We start from the raw sequence: 17,263 nt of genomic DNA on the forward strand, positions 1-17,263 counted from the left end.
TTATTTAACTTGTGTTTCAATCACCCCCCCCCCCAGACAAATTTCTCCTTGATAAAATACCGCACTTTGTCCTGGGGTGACGGCGATTTGTGGCTCGTCAAATATCACTCGAATATTATCATCGTTGATGGGGATAATTTTGCAAGGAATATCGCTTTGACGATAGCGAGTTTTTACTGTGCAACGTAACGGTTGGCGGATAGGTTGGCGATCTACCCAATGTAGTTGGCTGGCAGTCAAACCCATGGAAAGCAGGGCGGAATTATCATGTCCCTGAGCCACGATCAATACATTGTTAATTAAGTCTTTTTCAACCACGTAGAAAGGATCTTCGCTTAATCCTTGTACACCGCCAATTCCTAAGCCTTTGCGTTGTCCTAAGGTGTGATACATTAACCCATCGTGATGACCGACTAACTTACCGTCCACTGTACGAATTTCACCAGGTTGAGCAGGCAAATAACGAGCTAAGAAATCTTTGAATTTGCGTTCGCCGATAAAACAAATGCCAGTAGAATCTTTTTTCTTCGCGGTGACTAAGCCGAGATCTTCCGCTATAGCTCGTACAATTGGTTTTTCAATATCACCAACTGGGAACAGGCTTTGTCCAACTTGTTGATAGCTTAAGGTATAAAGGAAATAGCTTTGATCTTTATTGCTATCTAAACCACGTAATAATTGAGCATGCTCATCATCACCTGAACGGCGAACATAATGCCCTGTAGCGATATAATCTGCACCTAGGTCTTCTGCCGCATATTCTAAAAAGGCTTTGAATTTAATTTCTTTGTTGCACAAAATATCAGGATTTGGCGTGCGACCAGCTTTATATTCAGTTAAGAAATGTTCGAACACATTATCCCAATATTCCGCTGCAAAATTGATTTTATGTAAGTGAATACCTAGTTTATCGCAAACTGCTTGTGCATCGGCTAGATCGGCTGTAGCAGTACAGTAGTCGGTATCATCATCTTCTTCCCAGTTTTTCATAAACAAGCCTTCCACTTGGTAGCCTTGTTGTTGTAGGATAAAGGCGGATACGGAAGAATCTACGCCACCTGACATACCCACGATGACTTTTTTGCTTTGGTTGTAAGTGAGCTGATCGGCAGTGAGTGGCGGAAAATGTGTGTTGTAAGTGATCGATTGCATAATTTTGTTCTCTTCCCCCATACTCACGTATGGGGTTAAACATGGTGACGCTACTCCGTAGCTGGTCTAAAGATGCAAAGCATCATGATTTGCGTATCCCCGTATGGCTAATACGGAGCAGTAATTATTTTACTTCATAAAAGGCAGGTTTAGTAAACCGTTCTAATTCTTTCGGATCTGCATCCCCTTTGGCAACTTTGTTTTTCAAGTCGTCACAAGGTTCGTCACAGTCACAAACTTTTTTCATCCCTAACGATGAAATGCCCCCACAGCTCCCTTGAATAGATTTACGTTTGACAATATAACCCAACGCCATACCAAAAATAACTAGCATAAAAATGCCAAAGGTCACTAAAAAAACTTGCATAATATCTCCTTAATTAATTTTGTTCCGCTAAAAGTGAGGTGAATTTTGAAGACGTTTTTGTTTCAAAGCCGTTATCGGTTTTGATGATCATGAAAATCGCAATCCCTTGTTGTTCGGCAATTTCCAAGGCTTTTTCTTCGCCAAGAACAAATAAGCCTGTGGATAAACCGTCTGCGGTCATAGCTGACGGATGTAATACGGTAATCGAAGCTAAATGATGTTGCACTGGATAGCCTGTTTTTGGATCAATTTCATGGCTATAACGCACGCCGTCTTGTTCAAAATAATTGCGGTAATCGCCCGAGGTTGCCATGCCAATATTGTCTAAACCGATGACCTGTTGAATGGTGCGGCTGCCGTCAAGATTCGGTTGTTCAATGGCAATTTGCCATGTTTTTTGTTCAGCATTTTTACCTTTAGCACGAATTTCGCCACCAATTTCCACTAAATAATTTTGAGTGCCGATTGTTTCAAGATAACCCGCCACTTGATCGACACCATAACCTTTGGCAATAGATGATAAATCTATATAAAGCTCAGGAATGCTTTTTTCTAAACTAAATTTCTCCGCACTTTGAGTAAGTTTGAGCTTGTTAATGCCAACTAATGCTAAACATTCATTTAATTCTTGTTGGCTAGGTTCTTTATCTAGGCGTTTATCGGGTCCAAATCCCCATAAATTGACTAAAGGTCCAACGGTGACATCTAATGCACCGTCAGTTAATTTATTTAAGCGAAGTGATTCGGTAATGACTTTACCCAATTCAGGAGAAATCTCAATTGGTTGATTAATCTGTGTATTTTGATTAAAACGGCTTAACTCTGAGGTAGGAATATAGGTGGACATTTGGTCATTTACCTGTTTCAAAATGACTTCAATTTGTTCATGAGCTTGTTCTACTTTTTGGCTGACTTTACCATCATCAATATATTTGATGTGATAGGTGGTTCCCATGGTTTTGCCTGTTAGAGTGATAATCTCAGGATCTTTACTACACGCCACGAGTAACAGGCTTAAAACTAGTGTGAATAAATATTTTATAGAATATTTCATTTTATTGCTTTATTTATGTTTTCAACCCTGCACTTACGTACAGGGTTATAAAGAATAACGATGCTCCGCATCTTTTCTATAAAGCTACGGAGTAGCGTCACCATGCTTAGCCCCATACCTAAGTATGGGAATAAAGGTTAACCTCCAAAATCATCTAATAAGATATTTTCGTGTTCAACGCCTAAGCTCTCTAACATTTTGATCACCGCAGCATTCATCACTGGTGGTCCACACATATAATATTCACAATCTTCTGGGGCTTCGTGATTTTTCAGATAGTTTTCATAAAGCACGTTGTGAATAAAGCCAGTGTAACCTGTCCAGTTATCTTCTGGTAACGCATCTGATAAGGCAATATGCCATTCAAAGTTGTCATTTTCACGCGCCAACATATCAAAATCTTCCTCATAGAAAATTTCGCGTTTTGAACGTGCACCATACCAAAACGTTATTTTACGTTTACTGTGTAAACGTTTTAACTGGTCGAAGATATGCGAACGCATTGGTGCCATACCTGCACCACCGCCGATAAACACCATTTCAGCATCGGTATCTTTAGCAAAAAATTCACCAAATGGACCTGAAATCGTGACTTTATCACCTGGTTTTAATGACCAAATGTAAGAAGACATTTGACCTGGCGGCACGTCTGGGTTACGTGGTGGCGGTGTCGCAATACGCACGTTAAGCATAATAATGCCTTTTTCTTCAGGATAAGATGCCATAGAGTAAGCACGCACAATAGGTTCGTCCACTTTTGACACATAACGCCAGAGATCAAATTTATCCCAGTCTTCGTGGTATTCCTTTGGAATATCGAAGTCTTTGTATGCCACAGTATGTGGTTCAGCTTCAATCTGAATATACCCACCAGCACGGAATGGCACTTCTTCACCCTCAGGGATTGCCAATTTTAACTCTTTGATGAACGTGGCTTTGTTATCGTTAGAGATAACGGTACATTCCCATTTTTTCACGCCAAAGATTTCTTCTGGCAATTCAATATCCATGGAAGATTTTACGTTTACCTGACAAGATAAGCGATAACCTTCTTTGGCTTCCCGTTTGGTAATATGAGAAAGCTCGGTTGGCAGAATTTCACCGCCGCCTGATTTCACTTTTACCACACATTGACCGCAAGAGCCACCGCCACCGCAAGCCGATGAAACGAAAATTCCTTTGCTAGCTAGTGCCCCTAATAATTTACCACCTGCTGGCAATGTGATCGCTTTTTCAGGATCATCATTGATGGAAATGGTAATATCGCCTGAATCCACTAATTTAGATTTAGCGAATAAAATAACCACTGCAAGCACTAATACAAGGGCTGTAAAAATGCCGATACCGAAAATAAAATTACTATCCACGATATGCTCCTTATAATTGAATGCCTGAGAATGACATAAAGCCTAACGCCATTAAACCTACGGTGATAAAGGTAATCCCCAAACCACGTAAACCCGCTGGTACATCAGCATATTTCATTTTTTCGGTTAAGCCTGCAAGAGCCACGATAGCCAACATCCAGCCAGTACCAGCACCAATACCGTACACCACAGATTCTGGGAAGTTGTATTCACGTTGTACCATAAAGGATACACCGCCGAAAATGGCACAATTTACCGTGATCAATGGTAAGAAGATCCCCAGTGCACTATAAAGGGCTGGAAAGAATTTATCTAATACCATCTCAAGAATTTGTACTAACGCAGCAATCACGCCGATAAAAGTGATGAAGTTTAAGAAACTCAAATCCACCCCTTCCACTAAGGCATTTTCTTTCAGAATATGGGTATAAACTAATTGGTTAGCGGGTACGGCAATGCCTAATACCACGATAACCGCAATCCCAAGACCGAAAGAAGTAGATACTTTTTTTGATACTGCAAGGAATGTACACATACCAAGGAAGAAAGAAAGCGCCATATTCTCTACGAATACAGATTTTACAAATAGACTAATATAATGTTCCATGTTATTTCTCCACTTGCTCAGGTTTCCAAGTACGAATACCCCAAATTAGGAAACCGATAATAAAGAATGCACTTGGTGCTAACAGGAATAAGCCGTTAGTTTGATACCAGCCGCCCTCATTAATGGTTTGGAAAATGGTGGCACCAAATAATTTACCTGAACCAATCAGCTCACGAATAAAGGCAACCGCAATTAAAATCGCTCCATAGCCTAAACCATTACCGATCCCATCGACGAAACTTTCCACTGGACCTGATTTCATGGCAAAGGCCTCCGCACGTCCCATTACGATACAATTGGTAATAATCAAACCAACGAAAACCGAAAGCTGTTTAGATAAACCATAAGCATAAGCACGCAAAATTTGGTCAACCAAAATAACCAATGAGGCAATAATCGCCATTTGCACAATAATACGAATGCTGTTTGGCACATAGTTACGAATAATGGAAATAAACAAATTTGAGAATGACACCACAAAAGTTACCGCAATGGTCATCACAAATGCGGTTTCCAATTTAGTGGTCACCGCTAAAGCGGAACAGATCCCCAAAATTTGTAAAGCAATTGGGTTACTATCGACAATTGGCGAGAGTAACAATTTTTTCAGATTAGAAGCAGCCATTAGTTAGCCTCCGCTTTTAATTTTGCTAGATATGGGCCAAAACCTTTTTGACCGAACCAGAATTTGAAAGAATGATCCACACCATTACTAGTTAAGGTTGAACCAGAAATGGCATCAATACCATGTTCTTTATCAGCACTTGCCCCTTTACCGACATGTAAGGCTGGGTTGCCTTGCTCATCAAGCAATTTTTTACCTGGGAACTGAGCTTGCCAACGTGGATTTTCAATTTCACCACCTAACCCCGGAGTTTCCCCTTGGTCGTAGTAGGTGATCCCGTTAATGGTATTACCGTCTGGTTGAATTGACATAAAGCCATACATGGTTGACCAAAGACCACGACCGTAAAACGGTACAACGATCTGGCTAACTTTATCATTTTCATCTTTCACTAAATACACTTCAGCTAAGTTAGCACGGTTACGAATCCCAGCGATGTCTTCTTCTGGCGAAAGTGCGGTGCTTTGTGCAGGATCTTTTGCTGCTTTGGCAGCATCAAAATCTGCTGGACCATCAACATAATCGCCGCTATCAAGATCCACCAATTTGGCTTCAATACGTTGAGCATAGACTGCTTGCACATTGGTGTTTTCTTGTAACAGACCTGCTACTTGTAAAATATTGCGTTGTTTATCCAACTGTTTTTGAATCTCTTGGGTTGGTTTTAACAACACAGCTGCCCCTGCCACAATGAGTGAACAGACCAAACTCAGCAATACCACGACGGTTAAGGTGCCGCCGACACTATCTTTATTAAATTTAGCCATTGCGTGCTCTCCGACGTTTGATATTTGCTTGAACTACTAAATAGTCGAATAATGGCGCAAATAGATTGGCGAATAAAATCGCTAACATCATGCCCTCTGGGTAAGCTGGGTTGACCACACGAATTAACACTGCCATCACCCCGATTAAACCACCATACCACCATTTACCTTTATTGGTAAAGGAAGCAGAAACTGGATCGGTTGCCATAAAGATCATACCGATCGCAAAGCCTCCTAATACCAAGTGCCAATGCCAAGGCATAGAGAACATAGGGTTGGTGTCGGAACCAATGAAATTGAATAAGGTTGATGTCAAAATCATCCCTATCATGGTACCAGCAATAATACGCCAAGAAGCAATGCGCGCAAATACGATCATCAAACCACCGATAATCAATGCCAAGGTAGAAACTTCCCCCATAGAACCCGGTAAGTTACCTAAAAACGCATCCATCCACACAATCGGTTGACCGGTAGAAATATGTTTTAATGCGACTTCGCCACCTTGAGCCCATTGGGAAAGTGCAGTGGCACCAGAGAAACCATCGGCTGCTGTCCACACTGCATCACCTGAAATCTGTGCCGGATACGCAAAGAACAAGAATGCACGACCTGCTAACGCCGGGTTCATAAAGTTTTTACCGACTCCCCCAAATACTTCTTTGGCTACCACTAAACCGAAAGTAATACCAAGCGCAGCTTGCCATAATGGCAAGGTTGGTGGCACGATTAAGGCAAATAAAATGGTGGTAACGAATACCCCTTCATTAATTTCATGACCACGCACAATAGCGAAAATCATCTCAATCAATGAACCTAAACCGAAGACTAATAAATAAATCGGTAAGAAAAACACTGCACCTATAGCCATTTTACTGCCGACACCAGCAGTAACAGCAGTATCAAGGTTTAACCATTGAATTAAGCCATAATGCCAATCTTGTGCTGCTAAGGCTTCCACGGTGGTACCGAGGCTGGCAATGGCATGAATGGATTGATGTCCTACGTTATACATACCGTAAAAAGCCGCAGGAAATAACGCCAGCCACACGGTAATCATCATCCGTTTAGAGCTGATGGCATCACGTACATGAGTAGTACCCTTAGCAACTTGACCGGGCGTGAAATGCAAGGTGTACATTGCCTCAAATATGGTATAAAACTTCTCAAATTTGCCACCGGGTAAGAACGCAGGCTCAAGTTTGTGAAATAAATTTTTCAGAAAAACCATAGTATTAACCTTCCTTCTCGATTTTTTCTAATGCTTGACGGAGTAAAGCACCGTAATCGGTTTTACCTGGACAAACATAAGTACAAAGTGCCAAATCTTCTTCATCTAGCTCCAAACAGCCTAAGGCTTGCGCCCCGTCCGTATCACCTGATGCAAGATCACGCAATAGCATCGTTGGTAAAATATCCAACGGCATCACTCGTTCAAAAGAACCAATTGGCACCATTGCCCGCTCACTACCGTGAATCTCGGTGGTAAAATTAAATAGTTTTTTTGAGAAATGTCCTAATACCGTACGAGTAATAGAATATTTATCCGGTTGTGGGGTGATCCAACCAAAGAACTCTAAACCTTCGCCTTCTTCCAATACGGAGACTTGCAAGGCATAACGCCCTAAGTAATCATGTGGTCCGTTGGCAATTGCACCATGTAAAACAGAACCTGATACTACGCGATTGTTTCCGTCTTTGACTTCATTTGCGGTCAATTGGGATAAATTCGCCCCCAAACGAGTACGTACCAAACATGGTTTTTTCACTTGTGGACCCGCTAAAGAAACCACGCGATCAGTAAATAATTCACCAGTGGTAAATAATTTACCAATAGCAATCACATCTTGATAATTCAAATGCCATACTTGTTTGCTAATACTTACGGGATCAATAAAGTGAATATGTGTCCCTACTAAGCCTGCTGGATGTACCCCTTTGACTTCATGCACAGTCACACCATTAACACTTGCTACACTTAATTCAGGTGCTTTGACTAAATGAATTTTATCATGTAAACGACTTAATACCGTTAAACCATGAGTGAAATCTTCTGCATGTTGACTAATAACCACCGCAGGATCTGCTGCCAGTGGACTAGTATCCATGGCATTCACAAAAATAGATGATGGTACGGCATCTACCGTAGGAATTTTGCTAAATGGGCGAGTACGAAATGCTGTCCATAAGCCTGAGGATTGTAAATTCTGACGTACTTGTTGTTCAGTTAATTGGGTTAAGGCACGCACATCATATTTCGTAAATGTTTCTTGTTCGTTACCTTCCAGATGAATAACCACAGATTGTAACACACGCTTAGCGCCACGATTAATCGCAGTTACAGTACCACTTGCAGGAGCTGTGAAAACGACGCCCGGATTCTTTTTATCTTCAAAAAGCACCTGACCTTTTTTCACCACATCACCTTCACGCACCTTCATTGAAGGACGCATACCCACATACTCTTCGCCAAGCATAGCAACTTCAGTCACGGTATTACCGTCACGGATTACTTGTTCTGGTTTTCCCGCAATGGGAAGATCCAAGCCTTTTTTAATCGTAATCATTATTTGCACTACTTTTTCGTTAGGGTTGAAAATTAAGCCATTATTTTTGCAACAAAATTAACTAAAATAATGACCGCACTTTGAGCGATAACATTGGAGAGAAGAAAAGACAGCCCCCAAGAAATCATAAAAATAAAAACTCAAATTCAGTGTTGTTGTTCATAAAAAACAATAATAACGAAGTATTTTAACTAAAATCCGATCGTTCTTCCAGTTTAACCGTATTTTTTTACGTGTTTTTGTTAAAAAAAGGTGAAAATATTTTAATATACTAAGAAAGCGTTACAAACCAACTCCAGTACAAGTTGGTGACTTAGGATAATTCCCTTGCAAATTTTGCCATTCCGTTAAGGTATACGTATGTAAGGCTAAGGCATGAATACCATTCGCAAGATCTTGAGCAAATAGTTGATAAATCAGGCGATGACGAGCGACTTGACGAATACCGTTAAATTTGTCGCTGACTAACACTATTTTAAAATGTGAATTTGCCCCTTTCCCTGAATTATGCATATAACTTTCGTTCTCGACTTTCACAAAGTGCGGTTGAAATTCAGCCATTAATCGCTGCGCTAGTGCTTGTTGTTTTGACATAAATAAGTTCCTAACATAAAATTGATATGGAAAGGCTATACATTATTCATGAAGTTTGCAAGAATATAGTCATATAAAATTTTAACATTAAGGAGCAATTATGAAATTAATGCAAAAATTATCATTTGGAGCATGCCTAGCCAGTGCTATTTTACTGGCAGGCTGTTCAAGCATGCCAAGTAACACATTAACCTTTAACCCACAATCCCCAACAGCAACCACTGCATTTAATACCCAAAATCAAAAAGCCATTGTGAATGTCGTAAGTAAAGACGGGCGTAGTCAATCAGAAGTTTCTAGTTACACGCTAAATAGTGCCTTATTCAAACTATATTCTTCTCCAGCAGTAGAAAAATTATTTCAACAAGTGGTTCAACAAGATTTAAATGCAAAAGGCTTCCGTTTAGCCGATAGTGGCGTGAATACGAACGTGTTAGTCACCGTAAAAGAATTCTATGCCAAAGTAGAAGAAGGTAATATTCGGCATAAAATCACCTCTAAAATCCAGTTAGAAATTCATGTCCAAGGCATTCAAGGCAATTTCACCAAAAACTTTGGTGCAAGCCGCATTGATGAAGGGGCTTTAGGGGTAAATAATAACGATATTCAAAAATCTCTGGATGCGACTTTAACAGACGTAGTTTCTGCATTATATAAAGACACTGAAATTGCTGGTGCAATTAGCCGTTATGTAAATTAACATTCTTATTCAAGCTAACTGCGGTGAAAAAATTTTTATTTTTTCACCGCACTTTTGCTATATTTTAATGCCGTCCACCAAAGGGTGGTCTGGCAAACCATACCACGATAACCAGCAATAAAAATAAAATTGCAGACAACCAAAAGATTTCATTTGCGCCAATAATAAAGCCTTGTCCCGTAATAGTCTGAGCCAACATACTGGAAATTTGTGTATCATTTAACCCCAATTGACCGAGCGTTTGATAATACACTTGTGAATTATAGTCATACGGCGTAATCATTTCGGTTAAACGGGTGTGATGCATGGCTTCACGGCGGTACCATAAAAAGGTGGTTAATGAGGTGCCGACCGAACCGGCTAACGTCCGTAAGAAGTTAAATAAACTGGAGGCGGATGCCATTTTTTGTGGGGGTAAACCTGATAATGTAATGGTGGTTAACGGCATAAAGAAACACGCTACGGCAAAACCTTGTATAAATTGCGGCAAAGCAAAATCCCAAAAGGTGGTGGACGTTTCAAAGGTAACAGCACGCCAATAGAATGTCACTGCAAACATAATAAAACTGAATGTTACCAGAATTCGCATATCAATTTTATGCCCAAATCGTCCGATAATCGGTGATAGAAAGATCGGCAATATACCCACTGGTGCAGCAGCTAGCCCCGCCCACGTGGCAGTGTAGCCATAAACTTGTTGTAATAACAACGGAATCAGCACCACAGAACCGAGATAAACTAAAAAAGCTGAACTAGAACATAAACAGCCAATTACAAAATTTCGTCGCTGAAATAAAGACACATCAATAATCGGATTATCATCGGTCAATGACCAAATAATTAACGCAATTAAGGCAACAACGGAAACGATGGTTAATACCACAATTTCAGTGGAATTAAACCAGTCCTGTTCACGCCCTTGGTCGAGCATTAATTGCAAGCAACCTACACCTAACACTAATAGACTTAACCCGATTAAATCCACTGGACTGTGCTGGGTCGGCGTTTCACGATCGCCCAAGGTTTTCCACGTCATAAACATCACGGCTAACCCAATCGGTACATTGATAAAGAAGATCCATCCCCAGTGTAAATTATCACTAATCCAACCACCAAGAATCGGTCCAAAAATAGGGGCTACCACCACGGTCATAGACCAAAACGCCAACGCCATGCCTCGTTTTTCGGGCGGATAATTATTTAATAATAAACTTTGCGAAAGAGGAACAATGGGACCCGCGGCTAAGCCCTGTAGCACACGACATAAAATCAGCATTTCAAGGCTATGTGAAATACCACATAGCCAAGAGGCGACCACAAAACCTAACACCGCCAACAAAAACAACCGCACTTCGCCAAAGCGTTTTGCCAACCAACCAGTAATCGGAATGGCAATGGCATTTGCCACCCCAAAAGACGTAATAACCCAAGTTCCTTGACTAGTTGACGCTCCTAAATCCCCTGCAATGGTTGGAATGGCAACGTTCGCAATGGTCGAATCCAACACTTGCATAAAAGTGGCCAACGCTAAGGCAATGGTCATTATGGCAAGTGCCACCCCATGAACTGGTTTTTGCATAGCGAACCGCCTTAGTAGGTATTTTGCGAAATAATAGAATTCACTAAATTTTCCACCGCAGTTTGATCATAAACTAAGCTAGAAGTGGAATAGAGCGTTTGTTGTTGAGTTTGATCACGTGCGGTTCGCAATACATCACCGTCGGTTTGCTGTACATTCACTTCCACTTGAGAAGATAACCCGATACGTAGCGGATATTTTTGCAACTGCTCAGGTTCTAACGCAATACGCACAGGCACACGTTGCACCACTTTAATCCAGTTACCCGTCGCATTTTGGGCTGGCAATAAAGAAAAGGCACTACCTGTTCCCATATCAATCCCAGATACTTTTCCGTTAAATTCCACTTTATCGCCGTATAAATCCACTTTTACTTTGACTGGTTGACCAAGTCGCATATATCTTAATTGGGTTTCTTTGAAATTGGCATCAATCCACATTTGATCAACTGGAATAACCGCCAACAATGCCGATCCCACGGCGACTTTTTGTCCCACTTGTACTGAACGACGCGCCACATAACCATCAATCGGACTGACAATTTTACTGCGTTGTAAATTTAACCACGCCTGTTTTAACTGGCTCACCGCATGCAAAACACTCGGTTGCTGATCTAATGGTACATCCAGTAATAATGCTTGATTAGCGCTCAATTGATTTTGCGTGGCAATTAAATCTACTTTTGCCAATTCTACCGCTTCTTTAGCGTGTAAATAACTTTCTTTATCAATAGATTGCGTTTTATTTAACTGTTCACGCCGTTGTAAATTACCACGCACCTGCTCAAGGCTAACGGTTTTACTTTGCACCGCAGCAGAGAGTTGTTTGATGGTATAATTTAATTGGGAAACTTGACGAACAGCACTGGCTAAATTACTTTGAGCTTGTTCAAAGGCAAGTTGTAAGTCGCTGTTATCTAAAGATAATAACTGTTCCCCCGCTCGTACAAAATCCATATTATCCGCGTTAATTTGCTGAACATTGCCACTTACTTGTGATGAAATCATCACTTGATTTCCACTCACATAAGCATCGTCGGTGCTTTCATAGCCTTTCACAAAAAAGAACCAATAAAGTCCGGTGACTAACGCGAGCAATAATAAAATAAAGATAAAAATAACTAGGGCTTTTTTACGATTTTTCTTTTTACTTGAAGGAAAATTGGTTTCTTCTGACATATTATAATTCCTTATTCATTTACAAGACGGCTGTCTATTTTAGTTCAAAAAACGCATAAAAATCTCATTTATATTGCGAATTAAGGTTATTTTCCCGGCAATCTCTTCATTTTGCCAACTGGCTAATAATATTTCTGGACAAAATTGCTGTTGAGCAATGTCTGCCAACGGCAAATAGCTGATATGCCAAGGCTCACGCCCAATATTAAAATATTGATTATATTGCATAAAAGGCAAGGCAAAATCAAAGTGTGATAATTTTTCCTGTAGAAATTGGCTTAATTCATAAAAATAGCCACCTTGTTGATATTCCCAAGGCTCGAGTTGCAAAGATTGATTGACGGGTAATAAATCGGGATCAAAAAAATCAATTTCTGTTCCCCAATGATGACGGCTTGCTCCCGGCATGGCTGACCAACGCAAAATTGTCTGAGCTTTTTGCCAATCAGAAAGTTGGTTTAAATCAATCGGATTGCCCTGATCATCATGCACTTTTCGTGCCCCATTAAACTTCGCATTCCAAATTAACTGCTGGCGTTGAAAATCCCGAAAGCTACTGGCTGGCTGTAAATTAAAGCCATTTTGCACCGCACTTTGTTGCAACCCTTGAAAGGCTTTCATCGCCTGCGGTTGCAAGAAATGATTTGGCGAATGTGGACAAGGTAATGACACTAAATGGGTACGGGATTTACCGGTTAATTGATCGATAGTTAATTTCATATTTTTGTCTTGGTTTTTAGTAAACATAATCTTACTCTGCACTTGCGTACAGAGTTAACAACGTAATGCTACGCTGTAGCTATACCACGTTTAATCTTGCATGCAAATATGTAGTCATTTGTTACAATAATTTTTCCAATATACTTTTATAAACCTTTCCCAATATTGCAAGATCCGTTACACTCACACACTCATCCACTTTATGAATCGTGCGATTCAGCGGTCCAAGTTCCACCACTTCACCGCCCATTAAGGCGATAAAACGGGCATCAGACGTACCTCCGCCGGTGTCTAACTGCGGTGAAATATTGACGATTTTTTCAAGGGCTTCAACAACCGCTTGCACCAATTTATTTAGCTTGGTTAAAAACGGTTTGCCTGATAAATTCCACTCAATGCAATATTTTAATCCATGTTTTGCCAACATTTCAGCAACTTTATTTTTAATGATGTCATCGGTCACTTCGGTGCAATAGCGTAAATTAAATTGTACAAAAAGCTCCCCTGGAATCACATTATTACTGCCAGTGCCAGCTTGAATATTAGCAATTTGTAAACTGGTTGGCGGAAAAAATTCATTGCCTTTATCCCATTGGTAAGTGGTCAGTTCCTGCAAAAATGGCACAGCTTTATGTACAGGATTTTCCGCCAAATGCGGATAAGCCACATGCCCTTGAATACCTTGAATATACAAATTCCCTGTGAGCGATCCCCGTCTGCCATTTTTGACCATATCGCCAAGGGTTTGGGAACTGGATGGCTCGCCGACAAGACAATAATCAATATTTTCTCCCCTTGCCATCAGGGTTTCCACCACTCGCACCGTGCCATCTTTGGCTGCTGCTTCTTCATCGGAAGTGATTAACAACGCCACTGTACCTTGATGATTTGGATTGGCTTTCACAAATTCTTCCGCTGCCACCACCATTGCCGCCAGCGATCCTTTCATATCCGCCGCCCCACGTCCATACAGCATATCACCGACAATTTCAGCGGAAAAAGGCGGATATGTCCATTGATTCTCATCACCAGCTGGCACCACATCAGTATGCCCTGCAAAGGCAAAAATTGGGGCTGTCGTGCCATGTTTAGCCCATAGATTGAGCGTATCATTAAAAGGCAACCATTCAATGCTAAACCCCAGTTTTTCAAGGCGTTCAGCAATGACTTGTTGACAACCTTGATCATCAGGACTGATAGATGGACGGCGGATTAAATTTTGAGCAAGGGAGAGAATATCGTTTTTCATTTTATTTAAAAGCAGATTGATAGTCGGTTTCATCAAACCCAATCAACGCAATCTCTTCTTGCAAAATAATCGGGCGTTTAATTAAGGTGGGTTGGTCTGTTAGCACTTGAAGTGCGGTGTTTTTTTCCAACGTTTTTTTCACCTTTTCATCTAAATTTCGCCAAGTGGTGCTACGTTTATTGACTAAATTCTGCCAACCAAATTGGCGTTCTGCTTGAATTAAAAAATCAGCAGGTAGCCCGTCTACACGGTAATCGTGTAATTGATGCTCCACATGGTTATCGCTTAGCCATTTGAGGGCTTTTTTCACGGTGTCACAGTTTTTGATGCCATACACTTTTATCATTATTTATCCTTTACAAAAGAAAAGTGCGGTTAATATTTCACCGCACTTTTTTCTGGTTACTTCAACAAGTATGCTCTTAACGCCACAAAATCAGCGTCCATTTCATCGGACAATAACGGCAATTTATTGTGTTTGTCCAAGGCTTCGGGCAGTGGCAATTCGATGTCTAAAATGCGTTCTACACTTTCTTTGAATTTGGCAGGGTGAGCGGTGCAAAGGAAAAGCCCTGTTTCGCCTGCTTGTAGTTGTTCGCTTAACACTTGGTAGGCAATCGCTCCGTGTGGTTCGCATAAATAACCTTGGGCGTATTGGGCTTTTAAGGCGGTTTCGGTTTGGGCATCATTTAATGCCCCACTGCCTAATTCGCTTAAATTCCAGCCGTTGCGTTTAAATAATTCTTCCACTCTTGGCCAGTTGTTTGGACGGCTGACATCCATGGCATTGGACAGCGTTGCCACGGTGGCATTTGGCGACCATTCGCCTGTTTGTAAATAGCGTGGCACGGTGTCGTTGGCGTTGGTGGACGCAATAAAGCGTTTAATTGGTAAGCCCAAGGTTTTGGCGATTAAGCCTGCGGTTAAGTTGCCGAAATTGCCACTTGGCACGGACACCACCAAGTTTTGACGTTGTTCGGCGGTCAACTGTGCTGCCGCTTCAAAATAGTAGCAAACCTGTGCCAATAAACGGCTGATATTAATGGAGTTGGCAGAATTTAAGCCGATAGTTTGGCGGAGTGTTTCATCATCAAAGGCTTGTTTTACCAAGGCTTGACAGGCATCAAAATCCGCATTAATCGCCACAGTGCGAATATTGCCGCCAAGGGTGCAGAATAATTTTTCTTGCAACGGGCTGATTTTGCCTTTTGGATACAAAATCACCACTTCAATGTTTTCTAACCCGTAGAATGCGTGAGCCACGGCTGCTCCCGTGTCGCCCGAAGTGGCAGTCAAAATGGTGATTTTGCCATCTTTACGCACGGTAGCCAATGCTTGTGCCATAAAGCGACCGCCGAAATCCTTGAACGCCAAGGTGGGCCCGTGGAATAATTCTAAGGCGTAAATATTGTCTGCCACTTTCGCCACAGGGGCAGGAAACGTAAAGGCGTTTTCAATCATGGCGTTAAGCTTATCCGTTGGGATTTCATCGCCGATTAATGCCCCTAAGATTTTTTGGCTACGTTCCACTAAGGGCAACGCCAACAGTTCGTCAATGTTGTGAAATTGGGGAATGGTTTCAGGGAAAAATAGGCCCTGATCTTTGCCTAAACCTTGGCGGACGGCTTGGGCGAAGCTGACTTGTTCGGTTGGGTGTTTGATGTTGTATAAATTCATGGTTGTTCCGTTTTTGTCGTTTTTTTCATTTAATTGGGTGATTTGGGCGTATGCAATACGCTACGGTTGTTATGGGCGTATGCAATACGCCCCTACGAATAATGACATTCTACCCCAATTCCCTTGCCCCTGCATTATCCACTTTGCAAATATGCACAAAACCCTCGTTGTTTTGCAGATAATGGTTTTCAAGGTAATTTGCCACTTTGGTTGCCGTGGCTAAATCTGGCGTAATGCTAAACATAGTGGGTCCTGATCCTGAAATGCCACTCACCAATGCCCCGAGATCGCGGCTGGCTTGTTTCACTTCGGCGAAGTTTGGCAATAATGCTGCTCGATAAGGTTCGGCGATGACATCTTTCATCATAATCGCCGCCAACACATCTTGCCCCGTGTGGCACGCATGCACAAAACTGCCTAAATGGCGACCGTGGGCGATCATATCTTGACGAGTGTAGCTTTTCGGCAAAATGGCACGGGCTTCGGCGGTGGACACTTCAATGCCCGGATACGCCAACACCCAATACCAGCTGTCAAAAAACGGTAATTTTTGGCTGATATTGCCTAAACTTTGCACCATTAACTGCACACCACCCAAATAACAAGGTGCCACATTATCATAATGAATCGAGCCTGAAATGCGACCTTCCAACTCGCCCATCATTTCCAATAATTCCATTTTTGAGAACGGTTGATCATGGAAATTATTCAACGCTACCAAGGCTGCCACAATAGAGCAAGCACTTGAGCCAAGCCCAGAACCAATCGGCATATTTTTTTCAAGGGTTAAACGTAAGCCTTTGGTTTTTCCGCCACGCAATTTAAAGCGTTCGCTAAATAACACATAGGCTTGATAGACAATATTTTTTTGCGGTTCTTTAGGCAATTTCCGCACAAAATAACCTGCATTTTCCAGCTCAAAACCCTGCTCAATTTCTTCAATCTGCACCACATCGCCAAGCAACGAGCCGTCAATGGGCGAAATCGCCGCCCCGAGCGTGTCAAAGCCCACGTTAATATTGGCACTGGATGCAGGGGCATAAATTCGTAATGTTGTCAT

General features: G+C 41.5%; 18 protein-coding genes. 1 reads left to right on the forward strand and 17 read right to left on the reverse strand.

The features are described 5' to 3' along the window. The 10 genes from mnmA to E0709_RS09875 all read right to left on the reverse strand — a co-directional run bounded on the left by mnmA (nt 1) and on the right by E0709_RS09875 (nt 9,100). Nucleotides 1-1,152 carry a tRNA 2-thiouridine(34) synthase MnmA gene (gene mnmA / locus E0709_RS09830; protein ID WP_194965394.1) on the reverse strand — a complete coding sequence of 384 codons (1,152 nt, stop codon included), beginning with the start codon at nt 1,150-1,152 and terminating at the stop codon, nt 1-3. A 124-nt stretch (nt 1,153-1,276) separates the two neighbouring features. Beyond that, entirely contained in the window at nt 1,277-1,519 is a 243-nt protein-coding gene (nqrM, locus tag E0709_RS09835; RefSeq protein ID WP_132302661.1) for a (Na+)-NQR maturation NqrM, read from the reverse strand. 13 nt (nt 1,520-1,532) lie between these two features. Next, the gene (locus E0709_RS09840) at nt 1,533-2,573 is read right to left on the reverse strand and encodes an FAD:protein FMN transferase (protein WP_132302660.1); all 1,041 of its coding nucleotides are present in this window, start codon (nt 2,571-2,573) and stop codon (nt 1,533-1,535) included. Between the two features lie 137 nt (nt 2,574-2,710). Continuing rightward, a complete protein-coding gene (gene nqrF, locus E0709_RS09845) occupies nt 2,711-3,940 on the reverse strand; it encodes an NADH:ubiquinone reductase (Na(+)-transporting) subunit F (RefSeq protein WP_132302659.1) in 1,230 nt (409 codons plus the stop codon). A 10-nt stretch (nt 3,941-3,950) separates the two neighbouring features. Beyond that, the gene (gene nqrE / locus E0709_RS09850; RefSeq protein WP_132302658.1) at nt 3,951-4,547 is read right to left on the reverse strand and encodes an NADH:ubiquinone reductase (Na(+)-transporting) subunit E; all 597 of its coding nucleotides are present in this window, start codon (nt 4,545-4,547) and stop codon (nt 3,951-3,953) included. Between the two features lies 1 nt (nt 4,548). Beyond that, on the reverse strand, nt 4,549-5,172 hold the full coding sequence (locus E0709_RS09855) for an NADH:ubiquinone reductase (Na(+)-transporting) subunit D (protein ID WP_132302657.1): 624 nt from the start codon (nt 5,170-5,172) through the stop codon (nt 4,549-4,551). Continuing rightward, nucleotides 5,172-5,939: a Na(+)-translocating NADH-quinone reductase subunit C gene (locus tag E0709_RS09860; RefSeq protein ID WP_132302656.1), complete on the reverse strand. Its 768-nt coding sequence runs from the start codon at nt 5,937-5,939 to the stop codon at nt 5,172-5,174. Before E0709_RS09860 ends, E0709_RS09855 begins: the two co-directional genes overlap by 1 nt. Then, nucleotides 5,932-7,170 (reverse strand): NADH:ubiquinone reductase (Na(+)-transporting) subunit B, encoded by a 1,239-nt coding sequence (locus E0709_RS09865; protein ID WP_132302655.1) that lies wholly within the window; start codon nt 7,168-7,170, stop codon nt 5,932-5,934. The genes E0709_RS09860 and E0709_RS09865 overlap by 8 nt, the downstream gene beginning before the upstream one ends. Before the next feature lie 4 nt (nt 7,171-7,174). Next, nucleotides 7,175-8,506, reverse strand: coding sequence for a Na(+)-translocating NADH-quinone reductase subunit A (locus E0709_RS09870; RefSeq protein WP_132302654.1), 1,332 nt, complete (start codon nt 8,504-8,506; stop codon nt 7,175-7,177). A gap of 282 nt (nt 8,507-8,788) precedes the next feature. Then, on the reverse strand, nt 8,789-9,100 hold the full coding sequence (locus E0709_RS09875; protein ID WP_132302653.1) for a BolA family protein: 312 nt from the start codon (nt 9,098-9,100) through the stop codon (nt 8,789-8,791). A gap of 100 nt (nt 9,101-9,200) precedes the next feature. Between E0709_RS09875 and E0709_RS09880 the strand changes: the two genes are divergently transcribed. Then, complete coding sequence (locus E0709_RS09880) at nt 9,201-9,800, forward strand: YajG family lipoprotein (RefSeq protein ID WP_132302652.1); 600 nt, start codon at nt 9,201-9,203, stop codon at nt 9,798-9,800. A gap of 64 nt (nt 9,801-9,864) precedes the next feature. On the opposite strand, the gene E0709_RS09885 is transcribed toward E0709_RS09880, so the two are convergent. The 7 genes from E0709_RS09885 to thrB all read right to left on the reverse strand — a co-directional run bounded on the left by E0709_RS09885 (nt 9,865) and on the right by thrB (nt 17,263). Continuing rightward, complete coding sequence (locus tag E0709_RS09885; RefSeq protein ID WP_132302651.1) at nt 9,865-11,379, reverse strand: DHA2 family efflux MFS transporter permease subunit; 1,515 nt, start codon at nt 11,377-11,379, stop codon at nt 9,865-9,867. Nucleotides 11,380-11,390: 11 nt separating this feature from the next. Beyond that, entirely contained in the window at nt 11,391-12,557 is a 1,167-nt protein-coding gene (locus tag E0709_RS09890) for an EmrA/EmrK family multidrug efflux transporter periplasmic adaptor subunit (protein WP_132302650.1), read from the reverse strand. Between the two features lie 39 nt (nt 12,558-12,596). Then, nucleotides 12,597-13,277 carry a M15 family metallopeptidase gene (locus E0709_RS09895; RefSeq protein WP_132302649.1) on the reverse strand — a complete coding sequence of 227 codons (681 nt, stop codon included), beginning with the start codon at nt 13,275-13,277 and terminating at the stop codon, nt 12,597-12,599. Between the two features lie 121 nt (nt 13,278-13,398). Next, the gene (gene dapE, locus E0709_RS09900) at nt 13,399-14,526 is read right to left on the reverse strand and encodes a succinyl-diaminopimelate desuccinylase (protein WP_132302648.1); all 1,128 of its coding nucleotides are present in this window, start codon (nt 14,524-14,526) and stop codon (nt 13,399-13,401) included. 1 nt (nt 14,527) lies between these two features. Next, nucleotides 14,528-14,872 carry an ArsC family reductase gene (locus E0709_RS09905; RefSeq protein ID WP_132302647.1) on the reverse strand — a complete coding sequence of 115 codons (345 nt, stop codon included), beginning with the start codon at nt 14,870-14,872 and terminating at the stop codon, nt 14,528-14,530. 56 nt (nt 14,873-14,928) lie between these two features. Continuing rightward, nucleotides 14,929-16,203: a threonine synthase gene (thrC, locus tag E0709_RS09910; protein WP_132302646.1), complete on the reverse strand. Its 1,275-nt coding sequence runs from the start codon at nt 16,201-16,203 to the stop codon at nt 14,929-14,931. Nucleotides 16,204-16,312: 109 nt separating this feature from the next. Further along, on the reverse strand, nt 16,313-17,263 hold the full coding sequence (gene thrB / locus E0709_RS09915; protein WP_132302645.1) for a homoserine kinase: 951 nt from the start codon (nt 17,261-17,263) through the stop codon (nt 16,313-16,315).

It is taken from the genome of Lonepinella koalarum (assembly GCF_004565475.1).
GTDB classification, from domain to species: Bacteria; Pseudomonadota; Gammaproteobacteria; order Enterobacterales; family Pasteurellaceae; genus Lonepinella; species Lonepinella koalarum.

Bases quoted from the DNA above. Each gene is read 5' to 3' on its own strand.
- thrC (WP_132302646.1), bottom strand. From the start codon at position 16,203: ATGAATTTATACAACATCAAACACCCAACCGAACAAGTCAGCTTCGCC.
- E0709_RS09895 (WP_132302649.1), bottom strand. From the start codon at position 13,277: ATGAAATTAACTATCGATCAATTAACCGGTAAATCCCGTACCCATTTA.
- dapE (WP_132302648.1), bottom strand. From the start codon at position 14,526: ATGAAAAACGATATTCTCTCCCTTGCTCAAAATTTAATCCGCCGTCCA.
- nqrM (WP_132302661.1), bottom strand. From the start codon at position 1,519: ATGCAAGTTTTTTTAGTGACCTTTGGCATTTTTATGCTAGTTATTTTT.
- thrB (WP_132302645.1), bottom strand. From the start codon at position 17,263: ATGACAACATTACGAATTTATGCCCCTGCATCCAGTGCCAATATTAAC.
- mnmA (WP_194965394.1), bottom strand. From the start codon at position 1,152: ATGCAATCGATCACTTACAACACACATTTTCCGCCACTCACTGCCGAT.
- E0709_RS09905 (WP_132302647.1), bottom strand. From the start codon at position 14,872: ATGATAAAAGTGTATGGCATCAAAAACTGTGACACCGTGAAAAAAGCC.
- E0709_RS09860 (WP_132302656.1), bottom strand. From the start codon at position 5,939: ATGGCTAAATTTAATAAAGATAGTGTCGGCGGCACCTTAACCGTCGTG.
- nqrE (WP_132302658.1), bottom strand. From the start codon at position 4,547: ATGGAACATTATATTAGTCTATTTGTAAAATCTGTATTCGTAGAGAAT.
- E0709_RS09855 (WP_132302657.1), bottom strand. From the start codon at position 5,172: ATGGCTGCTTCTAATCTGAAAAAATTGTTACTCTCGCCAATTGTCGAT.
- E0709_RS09885 (WP_132302651.1), bottom strand. From the start codon at position 11,379: ATGCAAAAACCAGTTCATGGGGTGGCACTTGCCATAATGACCATTGCC.
- E0709_RS09840 (WP_132302660.1), bottom strand. From the start codon at position 2,573: ATGAAATATTCTATAAAATATTTATTCACACTAGTTTTAAGCCTGTTA.
- E0709_RS09865 (WP_132302655.1), bottom strand. From the start codon at position 7,170: ATGGTTTTTCTGAAAAATTTATTTCACAAACTTGAGCCTGCGTTCTTA.
- E0709_RS09875 (WP_132302653.1), bottom strand. From the start codon at position 9,100: ATGTCAAAACAACAAGCACTAGCGCAGCGATTAATGGCTGAATTTCAA.
- E0709_RS09890 (WP_132302650.1), bottom strand. From the start codon at position 12,557: ATGTCAGAAGAAACCAATTTTCCTTCAAGTAAAAAGAAAAATCGTAAA.
- E0709_RS09870 (WP_132302654.1), bottom strand. From the start codon at position 8,506: ATGATTACGATTAAAAAAGGCTTGGATCTTCCCATTGCGGGAAAACCA.
- E0709_RS09880 (WP_132302652.1), top strand. From the start codon at position 9,201: ATGAAATTAATGCAAAAATTATCATTTGGAGCATGCCTAGCCAGTGCT.